At 68.5% G+C, this 23,346-nt stretch carries 19 protein-coding genes and 1 pseudogene; 8 read left to right on the top strand and 12 right to left on the bottom strand.

Translation table 11 applies throughout. The annotated features are described in order from the left end of the window. Window positions 1–136: 136 nt before the first annotated feature. Complete coding sequence (locus tag ACV22Z_RS23140; protein ID WP_448078600.1) at window positions 137–310, bottom strand: Flp family type IVb pilin; 174 nt, start codon at window positions 308–310, stop codon at window positions 137–139. A gap of 710 nt (window positions 311–1,020) precedes the next feature. Next, window positions 1,021–1,281, bottom strand: coding sequence for a hypothetical protein (locus ACV22Z_RS23145; RefSeq protein ID WP_448078601.1), 261 nt, complete (start codon window positions 1,279–1,281; stop codon window positions 1,021–1,023). Between the two features lie 78 nt (window positions 1,282–1,359). Here ACV22Z_RS23145 and ACV22Z_RS23150 point away from each other — a divergent pair, with 78 nt between their 5' ends. The 5 genes from ACV22Z_RS23150 (at window position 1,360) to ACV22Z_RS23170 (ending at window position 6,884) form a co-directional block, all read left to right on the top strand. After that, a complete protein-coding gene (locus tag ACV22Z_RS23150; RefSeq protein ID WP_448078602.1) occupies window positions 1,360–2,595 on the top strand; it encodes a glycosyltransferase family 87 protein in 1,236 nt (411 codons plus the stop codon). Between the two features lie 2 nt (window positions 2,596–2,597). Next, on the top strand, window positions 2,598–3,977 hold the full coding sequence (locus ACV22Z_RS23155) for a glycosyltransferase family 87 protein (RefSeq protein WP_448078603.1): 1,380 nt from the start codon (window positions 2,598–2,600) through the stop codon (window positions 3,975–3,977). A 23-nt stretch (window positions 3,978–4,000) separates the two neighbouring features. Then, complete coding sequence (locus tag ACV22Z_RS23160) at window positions 4,001–5,065, top strand: glycosyltransferase family 2 protein (RefSeq protein WP_448078604.1); 1,065 nt, start codon at window positions 4,001–4,003, stop codon at window positions 5,063–5,065. Between the two features lie 21 nt (window positions 5,066–5,086). Beyond that, window positions 5,087–5,494 (top strand): GtrA family protein, encoded by a 408-nt coding sequence (locus ACV22Z_RS23165; RefSeq protein WP_448078605.1) that lies wholly within the window; start codon window positions 5,087–5,089, stop codon window positions 5,492–5,494. A 154-nt stretch (window positions 5,495–5,648) separates the two neighbouring features. Then, entirely contained in the window at window positions 5,649–6,884 is a 1,236-nt protein-coding gene (locus ACV22Z_RS23170; protein ID WP_448078606.1) for a glycosyltransferase family 87 protein, read from the top strand. Window positions 6,885–6,993: 109 nt separating this feature from the next. Here the strand turns inward: ACV22Z_RS23170 and ACV22Z_RS23175 are convergent, their stop codons facing one another. Together ACV22Z_RS23175 and ACV22Z_RS23180 are read right to left on the bottom strand one after the other, a co-directional pair. Then, a complete protein-coding gene (locus ACV22Z_RS23175) occupies window positions 6,994–8,475 on the bottom strand; it encodes a sigma 54-interacting transcriptional regulator (protein ID WP_448078607.1) in 1,482 nt (493 codons plus the stop codon). A gap of 477 nt (window positions 8,476–8,952) precedes the next feature. After that, window positions 8,953–9,534 (bottom strand): annotated as a pseudogene (locus ACV22Z_RS23180) (metal-dependent hydrolase); the annotation flags it as partial. A 760-nt stretch (window positions 9,535–10,294) separates the two neighbouring features. Here ACV22Z_RS23180 and ACV22Z_RS23185 point away from each other — a divergent pair. The 3 genes from ACV22Z_RS23185 (at window position 10,295) to ACV22Z_RS23195 (ending at window position 13,122) form a co-directional block, all read left to right on the top strand. Further along, complete coding sequence (locus ACV22Z_RS23185; protein ID WP_448078608.1) at window positions 10,295–10,636, top strand: FKBP-type peptidyl-prolyl cis-trans isomerase; 342 nt, start codon at window positions 10,295–10,297, stop codon at window positions 10,634–10,636. A 23-nt stretch (window positions 10,637–10,659) separates the two neighbouring features. Further along, complete coding sequence (locus ACV22Z_RS23190) at window positions 10,660–11,436, top strand: AraC family transcriptional regulator (RefSeq protein ID WP_448078609.1); 777 nt, start codon at window positions 10,660–10,662, stop codon at window positions 11,434–11,436. A gap of 219 nt (window positions 11,437–11,655) precedes the next feature. After that, window positions 11,656–13,122 carry an MFS transporter gene (locus ACV22Z_RS23195; RefSeq protein WP_448078610.1) on the top strand — a complete coding sequence of 489 codons (1,467 nt, stop codon included), beginning with the start codon at window positions 11,656–11,658 and terminating at the stop codon, window positions 13,120–13,122. A 152-nt stretch (window positions 13,123–13,274) separates the two neighbouring features. Here ACV22Z_RS23195 and ACV22Z_RS23200 read toward each other — a convergent pair whose 3' ends face one another. The 8 genes from ACV22Z_RS23200 to ACV22Z_RS23235 form a co-directional block, all read right to left on the bottom strand. Then, a complete protein-coding gene (locus tag ACV22Z_RS23200) occupies window positions 13,275–14,438 on the bottom strand; it encodes a glycosyltransferase family 4 protein (protein ID WP_448078611.1) in 1,164 nt (387 codons plus the stop codon). Next, window positions 14,438–15,622, bottom strand: coding sequence for a glycosyltransferase family 4 protein (locus tag ACV22Z_RS23205; protein WP_448078612.1), 1,185 nt, complete (start codon window positions 15,620–15,622; stop codon window positions 14,438–14,440). The genes ACV22Z_RS23200 and ACV22Z_RS23205 overlap by 1 nt, the downstream gene beginning before the upstream one ends. Then, the gene (locus ACV22Z_RS23210; RefSeq protein ID WP_448078613.1) at window positions 15,619–17,097 is read right to left on the bottom strand and encodes a glucose-6-phosphate isomerase; all 1,479 of its coding nucleotides are present in this window, start codon (window positions 17,095–17,097) and stop codon (window positions 15,619–15,621) included. The genes ACV22Z_RS23205 and ACV22Z_RS23210 overlap by 4 nt, the downstream gene beginning before the upstream one ends. 11 nt (window positions 17,098–17,108) lie before the next feature. Beyond that, the gene (locus ACV22Z_RS23215; protein ID WP_448078614.1) at window positions 17,109–18,248 is read right to left on the bottom strand and encodes a glycosyltransferase; all 1,140 of its coding nucleotides are present in this window, start codon (window positions 18,246–18,248) and stop codon (window positions 17,109–17,111) included. Between the two features lie 199 nt (window positions 18,249–18,447). Next, a complete protein-coding gene (locus tag ACV22Z_RS23220) occupies window positions 18,448–19,407 on the bottom strand; it encodes a glycosyltransferase family 2 protein (RefSeq protein WP_448078615.1) in 960 nt (319 codons plus the stop codon). A 30-nt stretch (window positions 19,408–19,437) separates the two neighbouring features. Next, window positions 19,438–21,663: a polysaccharide biosynthesis tyrosine autokinase gene (locus tag ACV22Z_RS23225; protein WP_448078741.1), complete on the bottom strand. Its 2,226-nt coding sequence runs from the start codon at window positions 21,661–21,663 to the stop codon at window positions 19,438–19,440. Between the two features lie 50 nt (window positions 21,664–21,713). Then, complete coding sequence (locus ACV22Z_RS23230) at window positions 21,714–22,895, bottom strand: polysaccharide biosynthesis/export family protein (RefSeq protein ID WP_448078616.1); 1,182 nt, start codon at window positions 22,893–22,895, stop codon at window positions 21,714–21,716. After that, window positions 22,889–23,332: a low molecular weight protein-tyrosine-phosphatase gene (locus ACV22Z_RS23235; RefSeq protein WP_448078617.1), complete on the bottom strand. Its 444-nt coding sequence runs from the start codon at window positions 23,330–23,332 to the stop codon at window positions 22,889–22,891. Before ACV22Z_RS23235 ends, ACV22Z_RS23230 begins: the two co-directional genes overlap by 7 nt. Window positions 23,333–23,346: the final 14 nt, after the last annotated feature.

The raw sequence follows: 23,346 nt of genomic DNA on the forward strand, positions 1-23,346 counted from the left end.
ACGAAGCGAGTCGTTCGATCGTGCCGAAGTCGACGCCATCGTGATGGCGCGACTCCGGCGTGTGACCGGAGCCCCCACTCCAGAAAAGACAGCGGGACGGACGAATTCCCCTTCGGAACCGTCCCCGTCGCGCCGCTCAGCCAATCTTCGTGCCGAGGCTGCTGAACGTGGTGTTGAGGCTCGACCCGAGGAGCGTTGCACCGGCGATGAGTGCCACGGCGACCAGCGTTGCGAGCAGGCCGTATTCGATGGCGGTGACGCCTTGTTCATCACGCAGAAATTGCTTGGCTTGTTGGACGATCTTCGACATGATTCACTCTCCCTTTGGATTGCTAAAAAATACCCTTTGCCACCATTGGCTCGGGCGACCTACTGCTGGCACTGCAAGAAAATCAGAATGCGAAAATCGGCTGCAGGCGCGCGTGCGCACGTGCGCACATGCCTTTTCGGACGATATCGGCAAACGGGAAGGCATTCGCCGGATGAACGAGCCTGGCGACACGCCAGACGCGCCGTGCACCCGGAACGGTGTCGGAGCGGGTCGGCATCGGCCGACCGAATCGATGAGCTACCCCGCGGCTTGACGCCTTGGTAACGCGGCAACGGAACGCCGGCCGCGATGTGATGTGGTCAGTCATTTTTTCTACCCCCGATTTCCTGCACTCAATTCGTTCTGGTTGTCGGACGATGCCGGCATTCCGCTGATCGGGCGACGGGTTTCCCAATCGGCCTGGAACGGCGCTCGTCGCGCTCTGTTCCGGCCTTGTACCCCGTGGGCGACGCCGGCTTCGGTTCTCGTTTGATCGATTCTCTGAACCGGCCGGTCGTCACGCCGTCGACCTCCGCGGATCTCCCATCGCAAAGAGCGGGCCAGCTCGCGACGAATCCGCTCCGGACAAGGGCTTGCGAAACCGACGCTGCCAAACGGATCGGGCACGGACGGCTGGAAGTTTCGATTCTGATACGTCCCGGCGGGGTTTCGCCCGAGCACGACGGGCGCAAAGCCCCGTGGGACAAGGCTCAAAAAATTTTCTCGGGACTTTCCCGGATCGGCACGGGCGCGCGCATGAAGCGATGCCGGTACAGGTTTGCAGCGCCCGAATTGCCGAAATGTTTCAGGTCCGAAACGCTCACCCCCGCCAACCGCCGCGCCTGCGCCCGAAAACGGCAATTTGGCCGCGATCGGGCAGCTGCGCACGCGGCTTCCGGCAGGCAGCCATTTGCATCGCCGGTTTTTTTTTCCAACAATGAAATCGCCCGATGCGACCAGAAAGCCGACACGCTTCGACACTCGGGCGCACAACAACACGATCGGGCCACGTGGACCACACGGCTCTTTCGGCAGACGGGGATTCATTCATGTACGAAGCAATTCGGGGACTGCGCGGTCGCAGGTGGCGTGGCGTCCACTGGCTCACCGCCGATCGCATCGTGCCGTATAGCTGCGCGATGCTGATCCTGTGCGGCGCGATATTCGGCGCATGGGCGATGGCGACCCACGGCTTCACGACCGACAACGTGATGCGGCCGGGTTTCGACTTCGCCGTGTTCTGGACCGCGTCCGACCTGACCCTGCACGGACAGATCGCGTCGGTCTTCGACTACCATCGCTTTTCCGTCGCGGAATTCGAACACTTCAGCAACTACACCCATCGGGCTTTCCTCCCGTGGCTCTATCCGCCGACGATGCTGCTCGTCGTCGCGCCGCTCGCTTTCGTGCCGTTTCTGCCCGCATTCTTCCTCTTTTTCGCGGGCAGCTTTCTATGCTATGCGCGTGCCGTCAACGGCCTGTCCGGGCTGCGCGCGCACCTTCCGCAGCCGCGCCTCGCCACGCTCGCCGTGCTCGCCTATCCCGGCGTGTTCGTGACGACGGTGTGCGGACAGAACGCACTCCTGACCGCCGCGATCGCGGCGTTCGCGGTCCGTCACGTCGAGCGCCGTCCCGTCGTCGCCGGCCTGTTCATCAGCCTGCTGGCCGTCAAGCCGCAACTGGCGGTGCTGTTTCCCGTCGTGCTGATTGCGGCACGCGCGTGGCGCGCGTTCGCGGCCGCGGCCGCCGGCACCGTGCTGCTCGTCGCGACCAGCACGTGGCTGGCCGGCCATGCCGCGCTGACCGGCTTCATCGACAGCATGTCGATCACGCGCGAGGCGCTGATCGAGCACAACGTGCAGTACTGGATCGGCTCGCCGACGCCGTTCGCCGCGATGCGGCTCGCCGGCCTGCCGCTGCCGCTGTCGTACGCAGTGCAGATCGCGGTGGCGCTGCTCGCCGCCGTCGCGGCCGCGACGGTCTGGCGCAGCACGCGCGACGTGCGCCTGCGCGGCGCGGTCATCGCGGTCGCCACGTTGCTCGCGACCCCGTACCTGCGCGGCTACGAACTCGCGTGGCTCGGCGTCGCGGTCTTCTGCCTCGTGTCGTACGGCTTCGACAAGGGCTGGCTGCCCGGCGACCAGGGCATCCTCGTGCTTGCCTGGCTCCTGCCGTTATTCGAATTCCTCAATTACACGCCGCTGCTGCCGCAGATCGGCCCGATCGTGCTGCTCGCCGTGCTGTTCGTCGTTGCACGCCGTGCCGCCGTTGCCGCGAGGAGTTGACAATGCACCTCCACCGCCACAGCTCCGCCGTGCTGCATGTCGACGCCGATCCCGAGCTGCCCGCCGCCGGGCCGCGCAGGCGTCCTCACTGGCTCACCGAGAGGCGCATGCGCGCATATTCGCACACGGTGCTGCTCTGCTATTTCGCTTTCGTCGGCGCATACGTCGTGCGCCTGTTCGGCCCGCACAGCACGGACCTGCCCCGGCTTACGCTGGATTTCACGCCGATCTGGAGCGCCGCGTGGCTGGCCGCGCACGGGCATGCGCTCGACGCATGGCAATACGCAGCCGTCGGCGCGGTGGAGCTTCGGGCGATCCCGGCCATGCAAGCGATGCCGGGCGGGCTGCCGTGGCTCTATCCGCCCACCATGCTGCTGTGGGTGCTGCCGCTCGGCTGGCTGCCCTATATGCTCGCGGCCGCATTGTGGCTCGGCGGGGCATATGCGTTGTTCGTCGCCGTGTGCGGCGCGATCGTGCCGCGCCGGACCGCGATGCTGTGCGCATTCGCGTTCCCGGGCGCTTTCTTTGCGACGCTCATCGGCCAGAACAGCCTGCTCACCGCCGGGCTGGCGGGCCTCGGCCTGCTGATGCTGCAGCGGCGTCCCGCTGCCGCGGGCATCTGCTTCGGCCTGCTCACCGTGAAGCCGCAACTCGCGGTCCTGTTCCCGCTCGCGCTGCTGTGCGCAGGGCAATGGCGCGCGCTGGCCGCGTGGGCCGCGACCGTCGCGGGTGGCGCAGCACTCGCGACGCTCGCGTTCGGACCCGCCGCGTGGCTCAGCTTCCTGCACGGCATATCGGGCACGTATCAGGCGGTCGGTAACAGCCAGGCGATCCTCGCCCGCCTCCCGACGCTCCATGCGATGTCGATGCTGGCCGGCTGGCCCGCTATCGCGACAAAGGGGCTGGAGGCCGTCTCGGCGCTCGTCGCCGCTGCGGCCGTGTGTTACGCGTGGCGCGGCACCTGCACCTATGCGCTGCGCGCGGCGACGCTCGCCTGCGCGAGCCTGCTCGCGAGCCCTTACCTGTTCGACTACGACCTCGCGTGGTACGGCATCGTCATCGCGTGGTACGCGCGCCATGCGTTCTCGCACGGCTGGCGGCGCTTCGACCGCGAATGGCTCGTGCTGCTGTGGCTGATGCCGCCCGCGGGCGCCAAGCTCGTCGACCACCTGCACGTCCAGTTCATGCCCTTCGTCACGCTCGCATCGCTCGCGCTGCTCGTCGCGCGCATCTCGCGCGAACGCCACGAGGCGCCGTGCCTGCCCGACGCACACGACAGCGCGACCGACACCGATTTCGCACATGCCTTACGGCCGCACGACGCGGCGCCGCGGCTTCATCGACTCGACCGCCAGCATCTGCCGCGCGGTAGCCGCCATTAGAGCGGCGTTCACGGGGGAACATCATGCGCGCACTAGTCCAGAAACCGCTCATTTCGCTGGTCGTGCCTTTCTACAACGAAGGCGAAGCGGTCGAGCGCTTTTTCGACGTCGTGATCCCGGTCATGGTCGCGATCGACGGGATTCGCTTCGAGATCGTCTGCATCAACGACGGCAGCCGCGACGACACGCTCGAGCGCCTGATCGCGATCGGCGCGAAGGACACGCGCGTGCGCGTGATCGATCTCACGCGCAACTTCGGCAAGGAAGCCGCGCTCACCGCGGGCCTCGACGAAGCGACCGGCGACGCGGTGATCCCGCTCGACGCGGACCTCCAGGATCCGCCGAGCCTGATCCCGGTGATGATCGAGCACTGGCGCGACGGCGCGGAAGTCGTTGCCGCGAAGCGCACCAACCGCGCGTGCGATTCGTTCGCGAAGCGCACCGCAGCCGCGCTCTACTATCGCGTGCACAACGCGCTGTCGGAAGTGAAGCTGCCGGAGAACGTCGGCGATTTCCGGCTGATGGACCGCCAGGTCGTCAATGCGCTGCGCGCGCTGCCCGAGCGGCGCCGTTTCATGAAGGGGCTGTTCGCGTGGGTCGGCTACCGGACCGTGATAGTCGAATACCAGCGCGACCCGCGCAGCGCCGGCCATTCGAAATTCTCCGGCTGGAAGCTGTGGAACTTCGCGCTCGAAGGCATCACGAGCTTCAGCACGGTGCCGCTGCGCAGCTGGACCTACATCGGGCTCGGCATCGCCGCGCTCGCGTTCCTGTACGGCGCGTTCATCATCGGCCGCACGCTCGCGTTCGGCAATCCGGTGCCCGGCTATGCGTCGCTGATTTCGGTCGTACTGTTCATCGGCGGCATCGAACTCGTCGGGATCGGCGTCATCGGCGAGTACATCGGGCGGATCTACTACGAGACGAAAGAGCGGCCGGTTTACCTCGTGCGCCGCCGCTACCAGGCGCGCAGCAAGGTGTCGGCGCTGCCGGTGTCGCGCGATTCGCTTCGCCAGGCCTCGGCCGCGGCTCGGGCCGATCTCGCACGCCGCCGCTCGCTGGCACGCCACCGCGTCGCCGCACGCTGACTTCCGTTCCGGAGCCCCCCTGTGATCCGTTCCGTCTACGCGGCCGAACGCGCCCGCCTGTTCCGCTTCGGCGTCTCCGGCATCTGCTCGACCGCGATCCATACGCTCGTCGCGTCGGCGATGTTCGCGCTGCTCGATGCGTCGCCCGTCACCGCAAACGCGGTTGCGTTCGTCGTCGCGACCGTGTTCTCGTATCTCGCGAACACGCTGTGGAGCTTTTCGGCGACCGTGCAGTGGAGCAATCTGTTGCGCTTCCTTGTGGTGGCCGTGTCGGGCCTCGTCGAGACGATGCTGCTCGCGCGCGGCACCGAGGCGCTCGGCCTCGCGCCCGGGTGGAGCATCGTCGCAGTCGTACTGTTCGTGCCGCCGGTGACGTTCGTACTGCACCGGCTGTGGACGTACCGGGAGGCGCGCACGGACGGCGCCTGACGTCGCGCGCCGCGGTTGCCGGCGGTGCAGCGGTCGTGCGCGCGCGGGTTCGCAGCAGGCGGACGCCGCGACCCTCCTGCGCGGGTTCGGCCCGGCATCGATTCCGGCTGTCCACCCGACGGAACTGCTGTCCCTCTTCATACAGGAGCAAGCCATGTCATCGCCCGCGAGACCCGCAACGTACCCGCCGGAAACGGGCTGGCTGACGTCGCAGCGAGTCGCGATGTATGCCGGCACCTTGCTTGTCTGCCAGTGCATCCTCGTGGCGATGTGGTGGTGGCAGAACGTCGTGCAGAAAGCGCGCGACGTGCCCATGCTCGGGTGGGATTTCGTCGTGTACTGGAGCGCATCGAGCCTCGCGATCCATCACGGCCCTGCCGCCGCCTACAACTGGACATGGCTTCACGCGGTGGAGAAGTCGGTCTACCCGCCGATGTTCGAACCGTTCGCCTACCCGCCGACTTTCCTGTTCACGATCTACCCGATCGCCACGCTGCCTTTCGGCGTTGCCATCGTCGCATGGTCGGCGCTAGGCATCGCGTGCTACCTGCTGCTCGTCCGGGCGGCCGTCGTGCCGATCGACCATCAATGGCTGCTACCCGCCCTCGCGTTCCCCGGCATGTGGCTCTCGCTGGTTGCCGGTCAGAACGCGCTGTTCACGCTGGCGTTGTGCGGAGCGGCGCTGCTGTTGCTCGACCGGCGGCCGGTCGTCGCAGGCGCCTGCATCGCGCTCCTCTGCATCAAGCCGCAGCTCGGCGTGCTGTTCCCGCTGTTTCTGCTGTGCCGGCGGTACTGGACGACGTTCGCGTCCGCTGCGTCATTCTCGCTGCTCTATGGCGGACTGGTCTGGCTCGCATTCGGTACCGACGCATTCGTCGCGTTTGCACGTGCATTCACGACGTTTCAGCACGTCATCGCGGAAAACTCCTTCGGGACCATTCGCGGCGCGCCGACGGTATTTGCGATCGCGCGCGTCGCGGGCGCATCCGTTCATGCGTCGTATCTCGCGCATGCCGCCGTCGGCGGCGGTGTGGTCGCGAGCTGCATCTGGCTCTGGTGCACGAACGCCCGTTTCGGGCTGTCCGCCGCCGCACTGGCGGTCGCGACGATCCTCGTGCAGCCGTACCTCATCTACTACGACCTCGCATGGCTGGCGCTGCCGGTCGCGATCCTGACCGCCGATTACGCACGGCATGGCGCCGACAGGCTCGAAAAGGCCGTGCTGATCGCCGCGTGGCTCATTCCCGCGCAGGCGTTCGCCGCCGCGATGGCCGGCACCTTGCAGTGGACGCCCATCGTGCTCGTCGCGCTGCTGGCCGTTATCGTGCGCCGCCACCTGAAGACGGCAAAAGCCGTGCGATCGACGGAGGGTACACTCCGGCCGGGTTGAGTGGGACGGCGTGCGCACGCCGTGACGAAGGCCTGCTCGGCCCGGCCCGCACGACGCGCATCCGCGCGCCCGTGCCGGACTCGACGGCAACGAACGTGCGCGACGCCCGTCAACCGACCCGCCGATCTCCCGCATCGCCCGACGGCGGCCCGGACGGCGTGCCGTCCTTCCCGCCGTTGTCGCCGTTGTCGTGATCGTTGAGCCCGTGCTCGATCATCATCCGGTACAGCGTCACGCGCGAGATGCCGAGTTCGGCGGCCGCCTTGTTGATCCGGTGATCGTTGCGCAGCAGCGCATTCTCGATCGCGGTGCGCTCCGCGAGCGCGCGCGCCTGCTCGAGCGTGACGGGCTCGGTTTCGCCCGGGGTCTCGAGCCCGAGATCGTGCGGCGTCAGCAGCCGGCTCTCGGCCATCACGATGCCGCGCCGCACGCGGTTGATCAGCTCGCGCACGTTGCCGGGCCATTCGTAGCGCCGCATCGCGTCGAGCGCGGCCGACGTGAAGCCGCTGATCTTGCGGCCGCTGTCGGCCTTGTATTTCTGCAGCACGTAGTGCGCGAGGATGTCGATGTCCTTGCCGCGCGCGCGCAGCGGCGGCTCGTGGATGCGCAGCACGCACAGCCGGTGATACAGGTCCGCCCGGAAGCGTCCGGACTCGACCGCGCCGTCGAGATCGACGTGCGTCGCCGACACGATCCGCACGTCGACCGAAATCGATTCCTGGCCGCCGAGCCGCTCGATCTTGCCTTCCTGCAGGAAGCGCAGCATGCTCGCCTGGCTTTCGAGCGGCATGTCGCCGATCTCGTCGAGGAACAGCGTGCCGCCGTCCGCGGACTCGATCCGTCCCGCGCGCCGCTGGTTCGCGCCCGTGAACGCGCCGCGCTCATAGCCGAACAGTTCCGATTGCAGCAGGTGATGCGGAATCGCGCCGCAGTTGATCGCGATGAACGGCCCCTTGCCACGGGCGGAGCGCTCGTGGATCGCCAGCGCGGTCAGCTCCTTACCGGTGCCCGATTCGCCCGAGATGAATACGCTCGCGTCGGTCTTCGCGACCTTGCGGATCGTGCTGAACAGTTGCTGCATCGCCTCGCAGTTGCCGATCATCCCGTGCTCGCCGATCGAAGCCGCATAGGCCGCGCCGTCGACGCGGTCGAGCGCCGCCATGCCGCGCGCATGGCCGAGGACATGCGAGATCCATTCGTAAGGGAGCGGCAGCGTCACGTAGTCGAAGCAGTAGCTGCGGATCATCTCGCGCACCGCCGGGCCGATCGACACGCCGGCCCGCGCGATCGAGATCCAGCCGATCGCCGGCTGGCTCAGGCACCCTTTCAGCGCGGGGTACTCGCGCGACGTGAATCCGGTGAAGTCGATCAGGCCGGCCGCCACGCCGGCGCCGGCCGTCATGTTCTGCGCGGTGCCGGCCGTCTTCGCGATCGAGATCTCCCAGCCGAGCGCGCGAAGCTGGTCGAGCAGCGCCTCCTCAGGCGCACGCGCGATCACGAACAGCCTGCGACCGGCTTCGGGCGCGGTCACGGACACCAGCGGCCCGTCGGCCGCTGCTCCCCGGGTTGGATCGGGTGACTTTGCAACCATCGTTGTTCCCCGCTCAGCGTTGGTATCGCCGTTGGTATCGCGCTTCGGCTCGCTGCCGCGGCGCGCGACAGGCCAGACGTGCGAACCCACATATTCGCCGGATTTCCGTCTGAATAAAATACCCCGGGCAAACTTCGCACCGGGTTACTTCCTGTCTTGAGCGGTATATCGGTGCCGGCGAGCGGCGGCTAGATAGGTGTTATCCCGGTAGTGCGGACGGTGCGAAACGGGCTGGCGCCGGCTGACGCGCGGCCCGCACGCTCGTTCGGGCGCGGCTTGCCGTCGTGCGGCAGGCGTTGCCGAGCATCGCGCCGGCGATGCATCGGCCGGCGCCCATTTCGGGCCCGATCCGACGCGGAATGCGGCGCCTGCGGTGCAGCGGGAAAGGCTTGATTTCGGTCAATCCTTAGACCTGACCGGCTGACGCGCGGGCACAACACGCGGCGCGTGGTTTGTCCGCCGAATTGCCGCCGCACATCAGCGGCCCGACGTCATCGGCGCGAGTGCGCCCGCGCGGCCACGGCCGGACGACGCGGCGTCATGCCCGCCATACCTGGCGACGATCGCGTCGACTTGCGCGAGATGATGGCGGTTGTCGTGATCCCACGGATGAAAGCCCGGCCGGAAAAAGCTCAGCCATTCGCGCGTGATGCGCGGGAACAGCCCGCGGCGCGGCCCGTACAGGAATGCGATCATGCGCAGCATCCCGCGCACATGGTGCTTCGACGCGCGGTCGCGCCACAGCAGCGTCACGTGCATCAGGAACACGGTCGGCCAGAACGTGAGCGTCGTCGCGAGATAGACGCCGATGCGGATCAGGTAGCGCCGCGCGCCCGGTTCGATCACCGCGTTCCACACGTCGAACGACACCGACTTGTGCTCGGTTTCTTCGAGCGCGTGCCAGATCCACATCTGCCGGTAGCCGTCGTCCGAGCCGGCAAGCCGCGACGGGTCGCGCAGGATCCAGTCGGCGAGCATCGCGGTGTAGTGTTCGGCGGCGACGGTATGCGCGAGCTGCACCGAATGCGGCAGCTTGCGCTTCATGAAGCCGAGCAACCGAAAAACCCATCCCGATTGACACTGGGAGTCATATCAGTCCTTCGCGCGCTCGACCGGCAGATCGAAGCGCAGATCGCGGCGCACCGGCATCACGTCGGCGGCGGCGGTTGAAGCGGCTGACTTCATGTTCGTTTGTCTCCTGTCGGCCGGAGTTAGCGCTTTAGCGCTTACTCCGGCCCCATGCTTCGCGGTCGGCCGGAGTTGGCGCTTTAGCGCTTACTCCTGGCCCATGCTTCGCGGTCGGCAGCAGGTGCCGGCCCGGCGGACGTCATCGAAAATCGTGACATTGACAGATGTAAAGATAGGCGTCGGGGGTCAGGGCGCGCAAGCAATGCGGTAGATGCGCGCTTCCAAACACGGTGCGGTGAAAATCGCGTGAAAAACGCTGGCAACGTGACGCGGATGCCGGAAGAGATCCGAACGCCTGCCGGCTTCGCCAGCAGGCCTGCGCGCGTCGCCGGAACCGGGCGCGAGCCCGGCCGGACCTACGCGCCACGCGCCTCCCGCGGGTCGGGCACGCACTGCGCGCGTCACGGCGCGCCCCGCGGACGAAACCGATTCATACGCGCGCTGCGTGCATCCGCCGCGCGGACGGCCGTGCTGTCGCCGTTCAATTCAAACGCGCGTTCCAACGACGATCCGGGTGACCGATGCGTGGTGCGATGCCGGCCGCGCATCGCCACCTCGTCCGCGACGTGCTGCCGCGTACGGTCTGCTCGCCTACAATAGCGGTTTCACCCAATCCCACTCAGGAGAAGTCATGGCAGTCATCACGACCGAATCGGGCCTCAAGTACGAAGACCTCACCGAAGGCACCGGGGCCGAAGCGAAAGCGGGCCAAACCGTCAGCGTGCACTACACCGGCTGGCTGACCGACGGCCAGAAGTTCGATTCGAGCAAGGACCGCAACGACCCGTTCGCGTTCGTGCTCGGCGGCGGCATGGTCATCAAGGGCTGGGACGAAGGCGTACAGGGCATGAAGGTCGGCGGCGTGCGCCGCCTGACGATCCCGCCGCAACTCGGCTACGGCCCGCGCGGCGCCGGCGGCGTGATTCCGCCGAACGCGACGCTCGTCTTCGAAGTCGAGCTGCTCGACATCTGACGCGGCTGTCCGCCGTCCGCCCGATGGAACGCATCCCGTCTCCCGCCATTGCGCTGCGCCGCTACGACGCGTCGGAAGCGTCGGACGTGCACGACTTTCATCAGGTCGTGCTCGGCGTCGACGGCGCGATGGTGATGGCGGTGGATGGCGTCGGCCAGCGCATCGACCGGCACGCCGCGTGGCTGATTCCGGCCGGTTCGCGCCACGACTATGCGGGCCTCGGCGACAACCGCCAGCTCGTGCTCGACCTGCCCGCGTCGTCGCTGGCGGTGCCGCAGCGGATGTTCGATACCGCGCGCGCGGTGTCGATCGATGCGGACCTGACGGCGCTCGTCGCGCAACTCGCGGCGGCCGTCGCGGTGCAGCCGGGCGAGACGGCCGGCGACGCGCAATGCGCAGCCGCGCACCGCTTCCAGTGGCAAGCCGCCGCGCGGCTGTGCGGCGCGCTGCTCGGCGACAACCGCGTCGCCGTGCCTGCGGCAGGCCTCGATTTCGCGCGCATCGACCGATGGCTGCGCGCGCGGCTCGCCGAGCCGCTGCGTATTGCCGACCTCGCCGCGCATTGCGGCTACGGGATGCGCCGGTTTCATCAGCTGTTCGTCGAAGCGTTCGGCGAAACGCCGCATCGTTATCTGCAGCGGCTGCGGCTCGACACCGCCGTCGTGCTGCTCGCCGATGGGCGGCATCCGCTCGCGGACGTCGCCGGGATGGTCGGTTTTGCGGACCAGAGCGCGTTCACGCACGCGTTTACGAAGCGGTTCGGCGTCGCGCCCGGGCGGTGGCGCGGGGAGCGGCATTGATTCGCTGCTGAGCGCCAAAGGGCGGCCGTAGCGCGGCCATCCGAGCGTTGGCGTGCCGGACAAGCCGAGGGTTCGATCGCGCCGACGCTCGCGGTTCGCATCGCGCTCCACGCACGCCACGTTCCGCGTCCTGACCAATCAACCTGCGTTCCCGACGGCGTATCGACACTTCACGTCACCGTGAAACGTCATCGACGCGCACCGTCCTACGATGAACGCATGGATACCTCGAACCCCACCCCCACCTTCCCGCCCGCGCTGACGCGCATCGTCGCGACCGTCAGCATCGGCTTCGTCGTCACGCAGCTCGACGTCACGATCGTCAACATCGCGCTCGCGCATCTCGCCGCCGATCTGCATCTGACCGTCGCCGGCCTGCAGTGGGTCGTCGATGCCTATACGCTTGCGTTCGCGGTGCTGATGCTGTCCGGCGGCGCGCTCGGCGACCGCTTCGGCGCGCGGCGCATGTACGCGGCCGGCATCGCGCTGTTTGCGATCGCATCGCTCGCGTGCGGCGCCGCCACGCGGCCCGCGATGCTGATCGCCGCCCGTGCGCTACAGGGCGTCGGCGCCGCGGCGATGCTGCCGAACTCGCTTGCGCTGCTCAACGACGCGAGCCGCCACGATCCGCGGCTGCGTGCGCAGGCGGTGGGATGGTGGACCGCCGCCGGCGCGATCTCGATCGCCGCGGGTCCGGTCGTCGGTGGCCTGCTGATCGCCGCATGGGGCTGGCGCGGCATCTTTCTCGTCAATCTGCCGCTGTGCGCGGCCGGGCTCGCGGCGACGTACGCCTGGGTGCCGGCGAAGCCCCGACCGGCAGCGGGCGCCGCGCCGGCTCCCGCTATTGCGCACGCGCCACGCGCGCTCGACCTGCGCGGCCAGACGCTCGCGATCCTGATGCTGACCGCGCTGACCGGCGCCGTGATCGAATGGCGGCCGCTCGGCCTCGCGCATCCTGCCGTGGCCGGTGGATTCGCACTGGCGGCCGTCGCCGCGCTGGCGTTCGTCGCGGTCGAAGCGCGCACGGCCGCACCGATGCTCCCGCTGTCGCTGTTCCGCAGCCGCACGTTCAGCGCGGCGGTGCTGTTCGGCATCTGCGTGAATCTCACGTATTACGGGACGGTGTTCGTGCTCGCGCTGTATCTGCAGCGCGTGCGCGGTGAATCACCGCTGCAGGCGGGCCTCGCGTTCCTGCCGCTGACGGGCGGGTTCCTGCTGTCGAACATCGCGAGCGGCAAGATTGTCGCGCGGCGCGGTCCGCGCACGCCGATGATCGCGGGCGCACTGGTCGCCGCGCTCGGCTACGCGCTGCTGCACGGCGTGGATGCGGCAACGCCGCTCGCCGCGCTGCTCGTGCCGTTCCTGCTGATTCCGGCCGGCATGGGGCTCGCGGTGCCGGCGATGACGACCGCCGTGCTCGCGTCGGTCGCGCCCGAACGCGCCGGGATCGCGTCCGCGGTGCTGAACACCGCGCGGCAGGCCGGCGGTGCCATCGGTGTCGCAGCGTTCGGCGCACTGGCAGGTGGCGCCGGCGCGCAGCACGTCGCCGACGGGCTGCGGATCGAAACCGCGATCTCGGCCATGCTGCTGATCGTGGGCGTGGCGCTGGCCTGCATGGTTCGACCGGATGCGCACGCCGCGGATACTGCGCCGCGCACCGGCCGCACCGCGCACGCGATCGACTGACGCGCGCCAGCCGCGTCGCGTACGGCTTCGGTGCCGCAACGGCCTGTCGCGTCCGCATGGCGACGGTCGTCGCGCCCCGCCGATGCGCCCCGCCGATGCAAGTGCAGCGCCCGTCGCGCTGCACTTGCGCAGGACCGGCGAACGCGGCCCGCTCAACCGGCCCGGATCGCCTCGTCGTACACGTCGGCGACACGGCGCGCGATCACCGCGTTGTCGAAGTGGTCGCGCGCATAACGCTTGCACGCGGCCTCGTCCGGCAGCGCGATCGCGCCCGACAGCGCGGCGCCGAGCCCGTCCGCGATCGCGTCCGCGCCCGTCGACGGCAGCACGAGATCGTCGGACAGCCCGGCCACCGCCTCCGGCAGCCCGCCGACCGGCGTCACGAGCACCGGCGTGCCCGACGCAAGCGATTCGACGGTGATCAGGCCGAAGCCCTCGAGCGCGACCGTCGGCACCACGCTGACCGTCGCCGCGCGGTACAGCGCCGCGAGATGCTGGTCGGGCACGAAGCCGAGCAGCTTCACGTTGTCCTGGAGCCCCGCCGCGTCGATGCGCTGCTGCAGTTCCTCGGCGAGCTTGCCCTTGCCCGCGATCAGCAGCAGCACGTCCGGGTGGCGGCGCTTGACGAGTGCGATCGCGTCGATCAGATCCTCGAGCCCCATCCGGCGCACGAGCCGCCGCACCGCCAGCACGATCGGCCGGTCCTGCGGCAGCTGCAGCTTGTGTCGCGCCTCGCCGGGCGTGAGCGGCGTGTCGAACTGCGCGGTGTCGACGCAGCCGGGAATCACGCGCACGCGCGCCGGATCGATGTCGTAGCGGCTCGTCAGGATCTGGCCGAACGCCTGCGACAGCACGATCAGCCGCGACGAACGCGCGTAGACGGCCTGTTCGAGATAGCGCTTCGCGCGCTGCCCGAGCGACGCGGCGCCTTCGACCTGGCTTTCGTCGGCCCACGGGCCCTGGAAATGCGACACCTGCGGAATCCCGCGCGTGACGTCGAGGCCGGGGAACGTGTACAGCGCGAAATGCGACGAGATCACGTCGGGCCGTTCGCTGCGGATCGTGTCGCGCAACGCGCGGCGCGCGGCCAGCATCCGGCGCGCGAGCGGCTGCGACGCGGGGCCGAAGCCGCGGATCGCGCCGCCCGTGTCGTTCGCGACCTTCTCCGAACCCGCGACGAGCCCGCGCACCGCGACGCCCGCGCCCGGCAGCGCGCCGACGAGCGAGTAATACATCCGGTCGAGGCCGCCCGCGCGTTCGGGAAACCAGTGCATGCCGATTTGCAGCGATTTGATCGGCCGGGAAGAGAGATTCATCACGATTGCTCCTGCGTGAGCGCATGCTCGACGCGCTCGAATGCGCTCGGCTGCGAGGGTTGGCCGATGCGCCGGTAAAGCGCAATGTACTGGGCGCCCATGTGCGCCCAGCCGAATCGGGTCATCAGTTCGCGGGCCGCGTCGCCCATCGCGCGGCACGTGTCGCGCGACGCGGCAAGCGAGCCGATCGCCTGCGCGAGCGCGGCCGGATCGTCCGGATCGTCGAGCACGATTCCGCACTCGCGCGTAATGATCTCGGCGCCGCCCGCCGTGCGCGCGGTGACGACCGGCAGGCCGGCCGCCATCGCCTCGAGCAGCGACAGGCTCATCGCTTCGTAGCGCGACGGAAACACGTACGCGTCGACCGAGCGCATCAGCGTCGGCATGTTCTTGACGAGCCCGAGGAAATGCACGCGCGCGTCCAGCCCGAGCGCGCGCGCCTCGTCCGGATACGGGCTGCCGGGCAGCCAGCCCGCGACGGCCAGATGTACGTTCGCCGGCAGCTTCGTCAGCGCCTTCAGCACGGTGCCGAGGTTCTTGCGCGGCGTGCGCAGGTCGCCGACGAACAGCAGCAGGAACGCGTCGGCCGGCAGCTTGAACGCCGCGCGGTCGGGCTGCGCGTGCGCGAACGCGCTGCCGTCGACGCCGTTATAGATCACGCTGATCTTGCCGCGATCGATGCCGAGCCCGGCGATCTCGTCGGCCACCTTCCCCGACACCGCGGTGATCGCGCGCGAGCGCCGGTACGCCCAGCGTTCGAGCGCGGTGTTCACGCGCGTATAGACGTACTGATACGCGGACCACAGCCCCTTCGTCGGCCCGAACGGGTAATACGGGCTCTTGAACCAGCCGCCGTGCACGAAGTGCGCGGTGTTCACGTCGGCCTTGATCCACGAGATGAAGCCGTTGACGTGCAGCACGTCGTATTCCGCGCGATGCGTACGCAGCCACGACGCGCTCTTCAGCGCGAACACCTGCTGCCTGACGAGGTTCGACGGCCAGAAGCGCCCGACCTTCACGGGCACCCAGCGCACCCGGTGGTCGGCCAGCAGTTCGGGCGCAACATGCGACGCGACGAGCGTCACCTCGTAGTTCTCGGCCAGCGCGGCGCGGGCGATTTCGTAATTGACGCGGCCCTGCCCGTCGTTATGACGCACGACATGCGTGACGATCGCGATTCTCAATGGTCGGCTCCCCGTGAGTATGCGGCGGCGGTCTGGCGCCGGGCCTTCTGCCAGTGCGCCGCGGAAAGAATCGAAGAAATGGCGGTAAACAGCAGCAGCCCGCCCGTGCCGATCAGCGAGTTCGTAAACACGAGCATCGCGACCACCGACAGGCACAGGCTCAGGCATGCGCCGACGAACTTGTCCTTGCGCAGCTTCAGCGCCGCGCGCAGCGTGCGGCCGAGCAGCAGCGCGATCCCCGCGAGATACAGCAGCGTGCCGGGCCAGCCGAGCACGAACGGCACGTTCATCACGCCGCTGTCGAAGCTGCCGTACTTGCCGAGCTCGCCGCTGTCGCTCGACAGCTTCGTCGACGCGCCCGTCGCGCCCATCCCTTCGCCTGCGACGTCGGTAAACGCCGTCTCCGCGAAGGTCGCGTAGAACTTGTTGCGGTCGTCGTAGCTGCGGTCGTCCTTCAGGTTCGTGATCGACTGCAGGCGCGCGCCGAGCCGGTCGGCCACCGGCCCGACGGTCAACAGCGGCACGCACAGCCCGGCCAGCACGAGCGCGCTGACGAGGATCCGCATCCGCACCCGGTTGTTCGACTGCACGAGCTGGATCGCGAGCGCGATCACCCAGCCGCCCCACGTCGAACGCACGAGACACAGCGCGAACGAGATGAAGCCCGCGGCACCCGCGACCCAGCGGATCTTCTGCGGCGCCGCGAGCACGAACACGAGCGCGCCCATCATCGCGAACGCGAACGGTCCCGACGAGTTCATCGTGCTGAACACGCGCACGCCGTACGGCACCGGCTCGCCCTGCGAACCCATGTCCGAACCGACCATCCACAGCACGTCCCACTGCGGCATCGCGAAGTACTGCACGACGCCGTACAGGCCCATCACGAGCATGCCCCACATGAACGTGGACAGCAGCACGTCGCGGTACTCGGGATAGTCGCGCGCGTTGACCATGATGTGAAAGCCGATCAGCACCGGGTACACCCAGTTCGCAAGGTCGTAGGTCGCCGCCATCACGCCGCTCGACACGATGCCGACGAGATACGCGTACGCGAGCCCGAACAGGATCAGCAGCACCGGAATCCCGCGCCGCTGCGCGAGCGCGCGGTAATGGCGCAGCAGGCCGAGGCCCGCGATCATCGTCACGGCAAGCGGTGCGATCTGGATCAGGCTCGTCGGCGTGAACGCGCCCTTCGACCAGTCGGCAAGACGCCGCACCTCGGGGCTCAGGAACCACACCCACCACATGAAACCGACGTAGCGCGCCGGGCTCTTGAAATACAGCCACAGGCCGACCGCGATCGACAGCGCCGGGAACGCGAGCGTGAGCACCGAGCCCTGGTGCGCGGCGATCAGCGCGGCCGTGACGGTCCACAGCCCGGCCTGGCCGGCCCAGTGCTTCGGCTCGGCGAACCAGCGGCGCGAGCGGGACGAGCTGGACGGGGGGGACGGGGCGGCAATCGACGTACTCATTGCACTTGCACTCATTGCGACGACGACGGGCGGGAATCCGCGAGCGGCATCGACACACCGGCCGCCGCCGGCGTGCGGCGCTGGCGCAGCAGGTCGCGCGTAATCCGCACGTGCTGCGCGGCGAATGCCTGCGTCGTCAGGTCATGGTCCCGCAGGCGCGCGGCGGCGGCCTGCGCGCACTTGAGCGCGAAGCCCGGCTCGGCCGCGAAGCGGTCGGCTGCCTGGCGCATCGCCTGCGCATCGAACGCCGGCACGTAAGCGGTCGTGTCGTGCGGGAAGTAGTCGGCAAGCCCGCCGACGTCGGACACGATCATCGGCTTGCCGACCGCGGCCGCCTCGAGCATCACGGTGATGCCCGACGCGTGGAAGTTCGGCCGCAGCGGCACGACGATCACGTCGGCCCATGCATACAGTTCGTGCTGTTTCGCAAGCCCCGACGCCGAGCCGATCTTCACGTTCGGCGCGTGCCATTCGCGCGGCACGCGGCGACGCGTCGCGAGCCGCACGTCGTAGCGCTCGTCGCCGCCGAATGCTGCGAGGAAGGTCCGCCAGTCGCGATCGCGGTCGTTGCCGATCGCCGCGATGCGCAGCGGCCGGTTCGGCCGCCATTGCTGCGGCTCGCCGATCGGGAAATCCTGCGTGTTCAGCCCGTAATAGACGAACAGCGCATCGCGATGCAGATAGCGGCGGCACAGCTCCGCGTTGTCGCGCGCGAGCGTCGTCAGCACGTCGGCGCGGGCGAGCAGCTTGCGATAGAGCCAGCGGCGCGGCGCGCCGAAGCTCGACCACTTGTCGTACAGCCACACGCTCTGCGCGAGCAGCAGCGGCCGCTTGCCCTGCGCGCCCGCGAGCTTCAGGATCAGCGCCGCGGCGAGGTGTTCCTGCTCGGTATGCGTCCAGATCACGTCGGTGCCGATCAGCGCGGCGCGGTTGCGCCATGCGTGGACGACATCGAAGCCGAGCGCCGCCTTCAGTGCGCGGCGCGCGATGCTGGCGACGCGGCTCTCGCGCTTGTCCTGCGAATAGGTCAGCTTGAATTCGTCGGATTCGGCGTGGTGATAGCCGTACAGGCAGCCGATGTCGTCGCCTTTCCGGTAAGTACGCGGATCGGCGCCGTAAAACAGGTGGACATGTACTTTCGTGGCGGTCATGTCAGCCTCCGCCGGGCCGCCCCAAGGGCGTAGCAGGGAATTCGCAGAGCATCGCTCTGCGCCTGCGCAGCCGGCCGGCTTTGCAAAGCCGGCCGTGGGCGGCTGACCGCCCCCTCGGGGGGCAGCGAACATAGTGAGCGTGGGGGTCGTTTCATTTCAAGCCCTCCGGATGTGGCCGTGCGGGATACGCGCGGCCCGTTCAAGGCGTCACCGGCGGCAGCGCCGCACGGTGGGGGGCATGCGTCGCGCGGCGGGCGTCGCGCGCGCCGCGGCGCACAGCGCGCCAGTGCTCGCGCACGCGGTCGCCGTCAGCGGAGCGCAGCGCGAGCACGACGTGCGCGAGGCCCGGGTACACGCGCGTGCCGACGACCGTGTACCACCACCACGCGATTTCGCGGCGCAGCGGCGGCAGGTTCTCGCGCAGGATCAGGTGCAGGTTGTAGGCGGAATTGCTGACCGCATTCAGCGACGCGGCGTCGCGCCGGTTGTCGTCGAAGCGCTCGGCCGGATAGTGGTCGACCGCGACGAGCGGGTCGTACACGAGCTTCCAGCCGTCGCGCTTCACGCGCATGCTGAACCCCATGTCGTTGTGCACCTGCGCGCCGGCGCCGCGCAGCCGCGTGTCGAAGCGCAGCCGCTCGATCGCCGCGCGGCGATAGCTCATGTTCGCGCCCTTCAGCATGTCGACCTCGCGCGCGCCGCCCACCCCGAGATGGTGGTTGCCGATGATCTTGCCGGACGCCATCAGGCGGCCGACGAGCGAACGCGATTCGTCGAGCACGCGGCCTTTCTCGTGCACCCAGTCGCGCCCGCCGACGGCGCCGACGCGCGGATCGGCCAGGAACGCGGATTCGATGCGTGCGAGCCATTCCGGGCGCGGCGCCGCATCGTCGTCGGTGATCGCGACGACGTCGCCGCTCACCGAGTCGAGCCCCTTGTTCAGCGCGGCGACCTGCCCCGGCACGTCGACCGGCACGATGCGCAGCGGCAGCATGCCGCCGACGGACGGATCGGCGAGGCGCTCGTGCGTCGCGTCGTCTTCCGGGCGCGCGACGACGATCACCTCGTCGGGCAGGCGCTGCTGGCGCTGCAGCGCGTGCAGGCAGCGCGCGAGGTCGGCCGGACGCCGGTAGGTCGGAACGAGCACGGAAATCTTCATCGTTGGTTCTCCTGTCCTCTTGCGAAGCCGTCAGGCACTCAGGTATTCGTGGACAGCCATATAGCCACGGCCATAGCCGCGCGTCTTCGGCGGCACGCCGTTGAAGATGCCGCCTTCGAGGTCGACGCCCGCGGTGCGCAGCCGCTTGATCGCATCGGCGATCTCGGCTTCGGTATGCATGCCCGAACGCAGCACCATGAACGTCGCGCCCGCCATGCGGCCGATGATCGTCGCGTCGGTCACGGCCAGCACCGGCGGCGAATCGACCAGCACGACGTCGTAGCGCTTGCCGAGGCCCTCGAGGTACTGCGGCAGGCGCGTCGACATCAGCAGCTCGGACGGGTTCGGCGGGCGCGTGCCGGCCGCGATGAACGACAGGCCCGGCACCGGGGTCTCGCGCACCGCATCCTCGAGCGCCGACTGGTCGCTCAGCAGCTCGGACAGGCCCGGCTGCGCGGTGAGGCCGAAGTAGCGCTCGAGCACGCCGCGGCGCATGTCCGCGTCGATCAGCAGCACACGCTTGCCGGAGTGCGCGAGCAGCACCGCGAGGTTGACCGTCAGGAAGCTCTTGCCGATCCCCGGCGTCGGGCCGGTCAGCACGATCACGCGGTTCTTCGCCTCCATCAGCGAGAACTGCATCGCGGTGCGCAGGCTGCGCAGGCTTTCGATGCTCGGATCCTTCGGACGCAGGCTCGCGAGGATCGCCCGGGTGCGCCCGCCGCTCTTCTCGGCCGTCGCGTCGAGGCGCACCTGCTCGGCGCTCTGCGGCACGAGCCCGTACAGCGGCAGGTTGAACGTGCGCTCGATGCGGTCCGGATCCTCGATGCCCTGGAACATGTTGCGGCGCAGGAACACGACGCCGGTGCCAAGGATCAGCCCGAGGAACACCGCGGCCGACAGGATCAGCACCTTCTTCGGCTTGACCGGGTCGCCCGGACGCAGCGCCGAGTCGACGAGGTGGATGTTGCCGCCCGTGCCGGCCTTCTGCACCGACAGTTCCTGCACGCGGTTCAGCAGCAGCACGTAGATGTCTTCGGCGACCTTCGCGTCGCGCTGGAGCTGCACGGCCTTCACTTCGGTCGCCGGCAGGCTGCGGAAGCGGTTCGCGTACTTTTCCTTCTCGGCCTCCAGTTGGCCGAGCTGCTGCTTCGCCGCGATCACGAGCGGATGCGAATCGGTGAAGCGCTGTGCGAGCGACGCGAGCTGCAGGCGCTGCGCGGCGATCTGCTGCTCGTACTGCACGCTGCCTTCGAGGTAGACCTTCGCCTCGTCGCTCGCGTTGATCGAGCCCGACGTGCGCTGATACTGCGTCAGCGCGGCCTCCGCACGCTCGAGATCGGCCTTCAGGCGCGGTTCCTCGCCCTTCAGGAAGTCGAGCATCTTGGTCGTCTCGGCCTGCTTCGCGACCACGTGCTGGTTCAGGTACGACTGCGCGAGCGCGTTGGCGATCGCCGCGGTCTGGTCCGGATCCTTGCCTTCGAGCGAGATCTGCACGACGCCCGTCTGCTTGCCCTGCTCGGTCACCTGGATGCCGGACTGGAAGCCGGTGATCGCGTCGAGGTCGTTGTACCGGACCACCGTGAACTGCGTGCCCGGTCGCGCGGCCAGCTTCGACACCATCAGCGTCACGCCGCCACCCTGCTCCGCTTCGCCGACGCGGCCGGCCAGCAGCCGCCCGCCATTCTCGTCGGCCAGCGAGTAGGTGCCGTCGGGGCCGGCGGTCAGCGTCAGCTTCTTGCCTTCGAGCGCGGGCACGACGTTGACCGTGTCGATGTCGGCGATTTCGCCACCCCACGCGTACGAGCGCAGGCCGAGCCACGCCTTCGCGGGCTGGCCCGGCGTCGCGAGACGCGCAGCCAGGCTGCCGAGCACGGGGATCGTCTTCGGCATCACCGAGAAGTTCAGCTTGAACTGCTCGACGACCGGCGCGACGACGCCGCGGCTCTTGATGATCTCGATTTCCGCATCGGTCGGCGCCTGCTGCGGGCCGCTGTTGATCATCGCGCCCGTCTGCGTCTGCGTCAGCGCCTGCGACGTGTTGTCGTTGCCCTCGACGCGCACGTGCACGTCGGCCTGGTACACCGGCTTCGCGATGAAGCAGTACAGGCCGGCGAGCGCGACGACCGTCACCGCGATGCCGAGCAGCAGCCAGATGTCGTCGAAGATGACCTGGATCAGCTGGCCCAGGACGACGTCTTCTTCCTCGGTTTTCGCGGTCAGGTCCGCGTAGGAGTTTCTTGCTTGCGTGTTCACAATGTGTTCCCGCTCGAGTGGTGCCGGGGCGGGATCGCCGCCCCGGCGGTTCATCAACGCGTGATCTGTCGCATGTAGAAGATCGTCTGGATCGTCGGCAGCACCTGCTGCAGCACGCGGTTGAACTGCACCGAACCCGCGGTGTCGACGTACACGACATCGAGCGGTTGCAGCTGGAAGCGGCTCGACAGCATCAGCGCATCAGGCTGCGTCATGTCGAGGCGGAACACTTCCGGTTTGGTCGGGTTGTCGCGCATCCCGCGCATCACGTAGATCTTGCGCGGGTTCGCATCCGTGTCGAGGATGCCGCCGCCGGACGTCAGCGCGTCGGCGATCGACAGCTTGCCCTTCATCATCGGGATCGCGACCGGCGTCTTGACTTCGCCCATGATGTATACGCGGCTGTCGCTGCGGTCCGGCACGTTGACGATGTCGCCCGGCTGCAGCATCACGTTCTGTGCCACCTCGCCGCGATCGAGCACGCCGTTCGCGTCGAGCGTATAGAGCTTGCCGTCGCGCGTGAGGCGCACGCGCTGCAGGTCGGCCTCGGTGGTCGAGCCGCCCGAGCGCGAGATCGCGTCGACGAGCGTCAGCGGCACGTCGCTCATCGCGAGCGGGCCCGGCTGCTTCACTTCTCCCGTCACGTGCACCTTCTGGCTGCGGTACGACAGCACGCGCACGTCGATCTGCGGGTTCTTCACGTAGCGCGCGAGGCTCGTCGCCAGTTCGTCGCGGATCTGCCCGATCGTCTTGCCCGCCGCGCGGATGCGGCCGACGAACGGGAAATAGATCGTGCCGTCGGCGCCGACGGTCTGGCCATACGGATCGGCCTGGCCCGGCAGCGCGGTCGTATACGGCGCCTGCAGCGCGCCCGCGACCGACTGCGTCGTGTTGCCGCCGCTCGAGAACGACTGGCCCTGCGGCGTCGTCAGCTCGGGGTGGTCCCACACGGTCACACCGAGAATGTCCTGCGGCCCGACGCGATACACGTACTGCGACGGATCCGTATAACGCGACGGCGGCAACGGGTGCGCCATCTGCTGTTGCTGCTGAAGCTGATCCATGACCAGCTTGGCGTCGATGTAATGAACCGGATAGGTCTCGGCCTGTTGCGTCGGACCTTCGTCCTTCAGGCGCGAACCGTCGAGATAGTTGCCGGGCGCGGTCGCGCAGGCTGACAGAAAAGTCGTCAGCGCAAGGGAAAGCGCCACAGGGCGCATCGAGCGAGTCAGCATAGTCTTTGCAGCCATCCTTGAACCAGACGTTCGATCAATGTGTAGCTTTCGCGATAGTCGGCCTCGCGGCCGCCATGCGGATCAGCGATTTCGGTGCCCTCCCACTTGCCGAGCAGGTGCACCTTGCCGCGCGCGAACGGGTCGACGGATTCGACCGACGCGATCTGCGCGCGCTCGCTGACGAGAATCAGGTCGGCGTCGCGCACGATCTTGCGGGACAGGCGCCGCGAGCGGTGCGTCGTCGCGTCGACGCCCCGCTCCGCGAGCAGCCGGCGCATCATCGGATCGATGCCTTCGCCGACGTTCGCATCGACGCCTGCCGAGTGGAATGTCACGCGCGGCCCGCCGCGCACCGCGGTGTGCGACTTGAACAGCATTTCCGCTGCCGGGCTGCGGCAGACGTTCGCGTGACAGACGATCAGGATGTTTCGGAACATGGCGTATAGCGGGG

The sequence above is a fragment of the Burkholderia sp. PU8-34 genome, assembly GCF_053427725.1.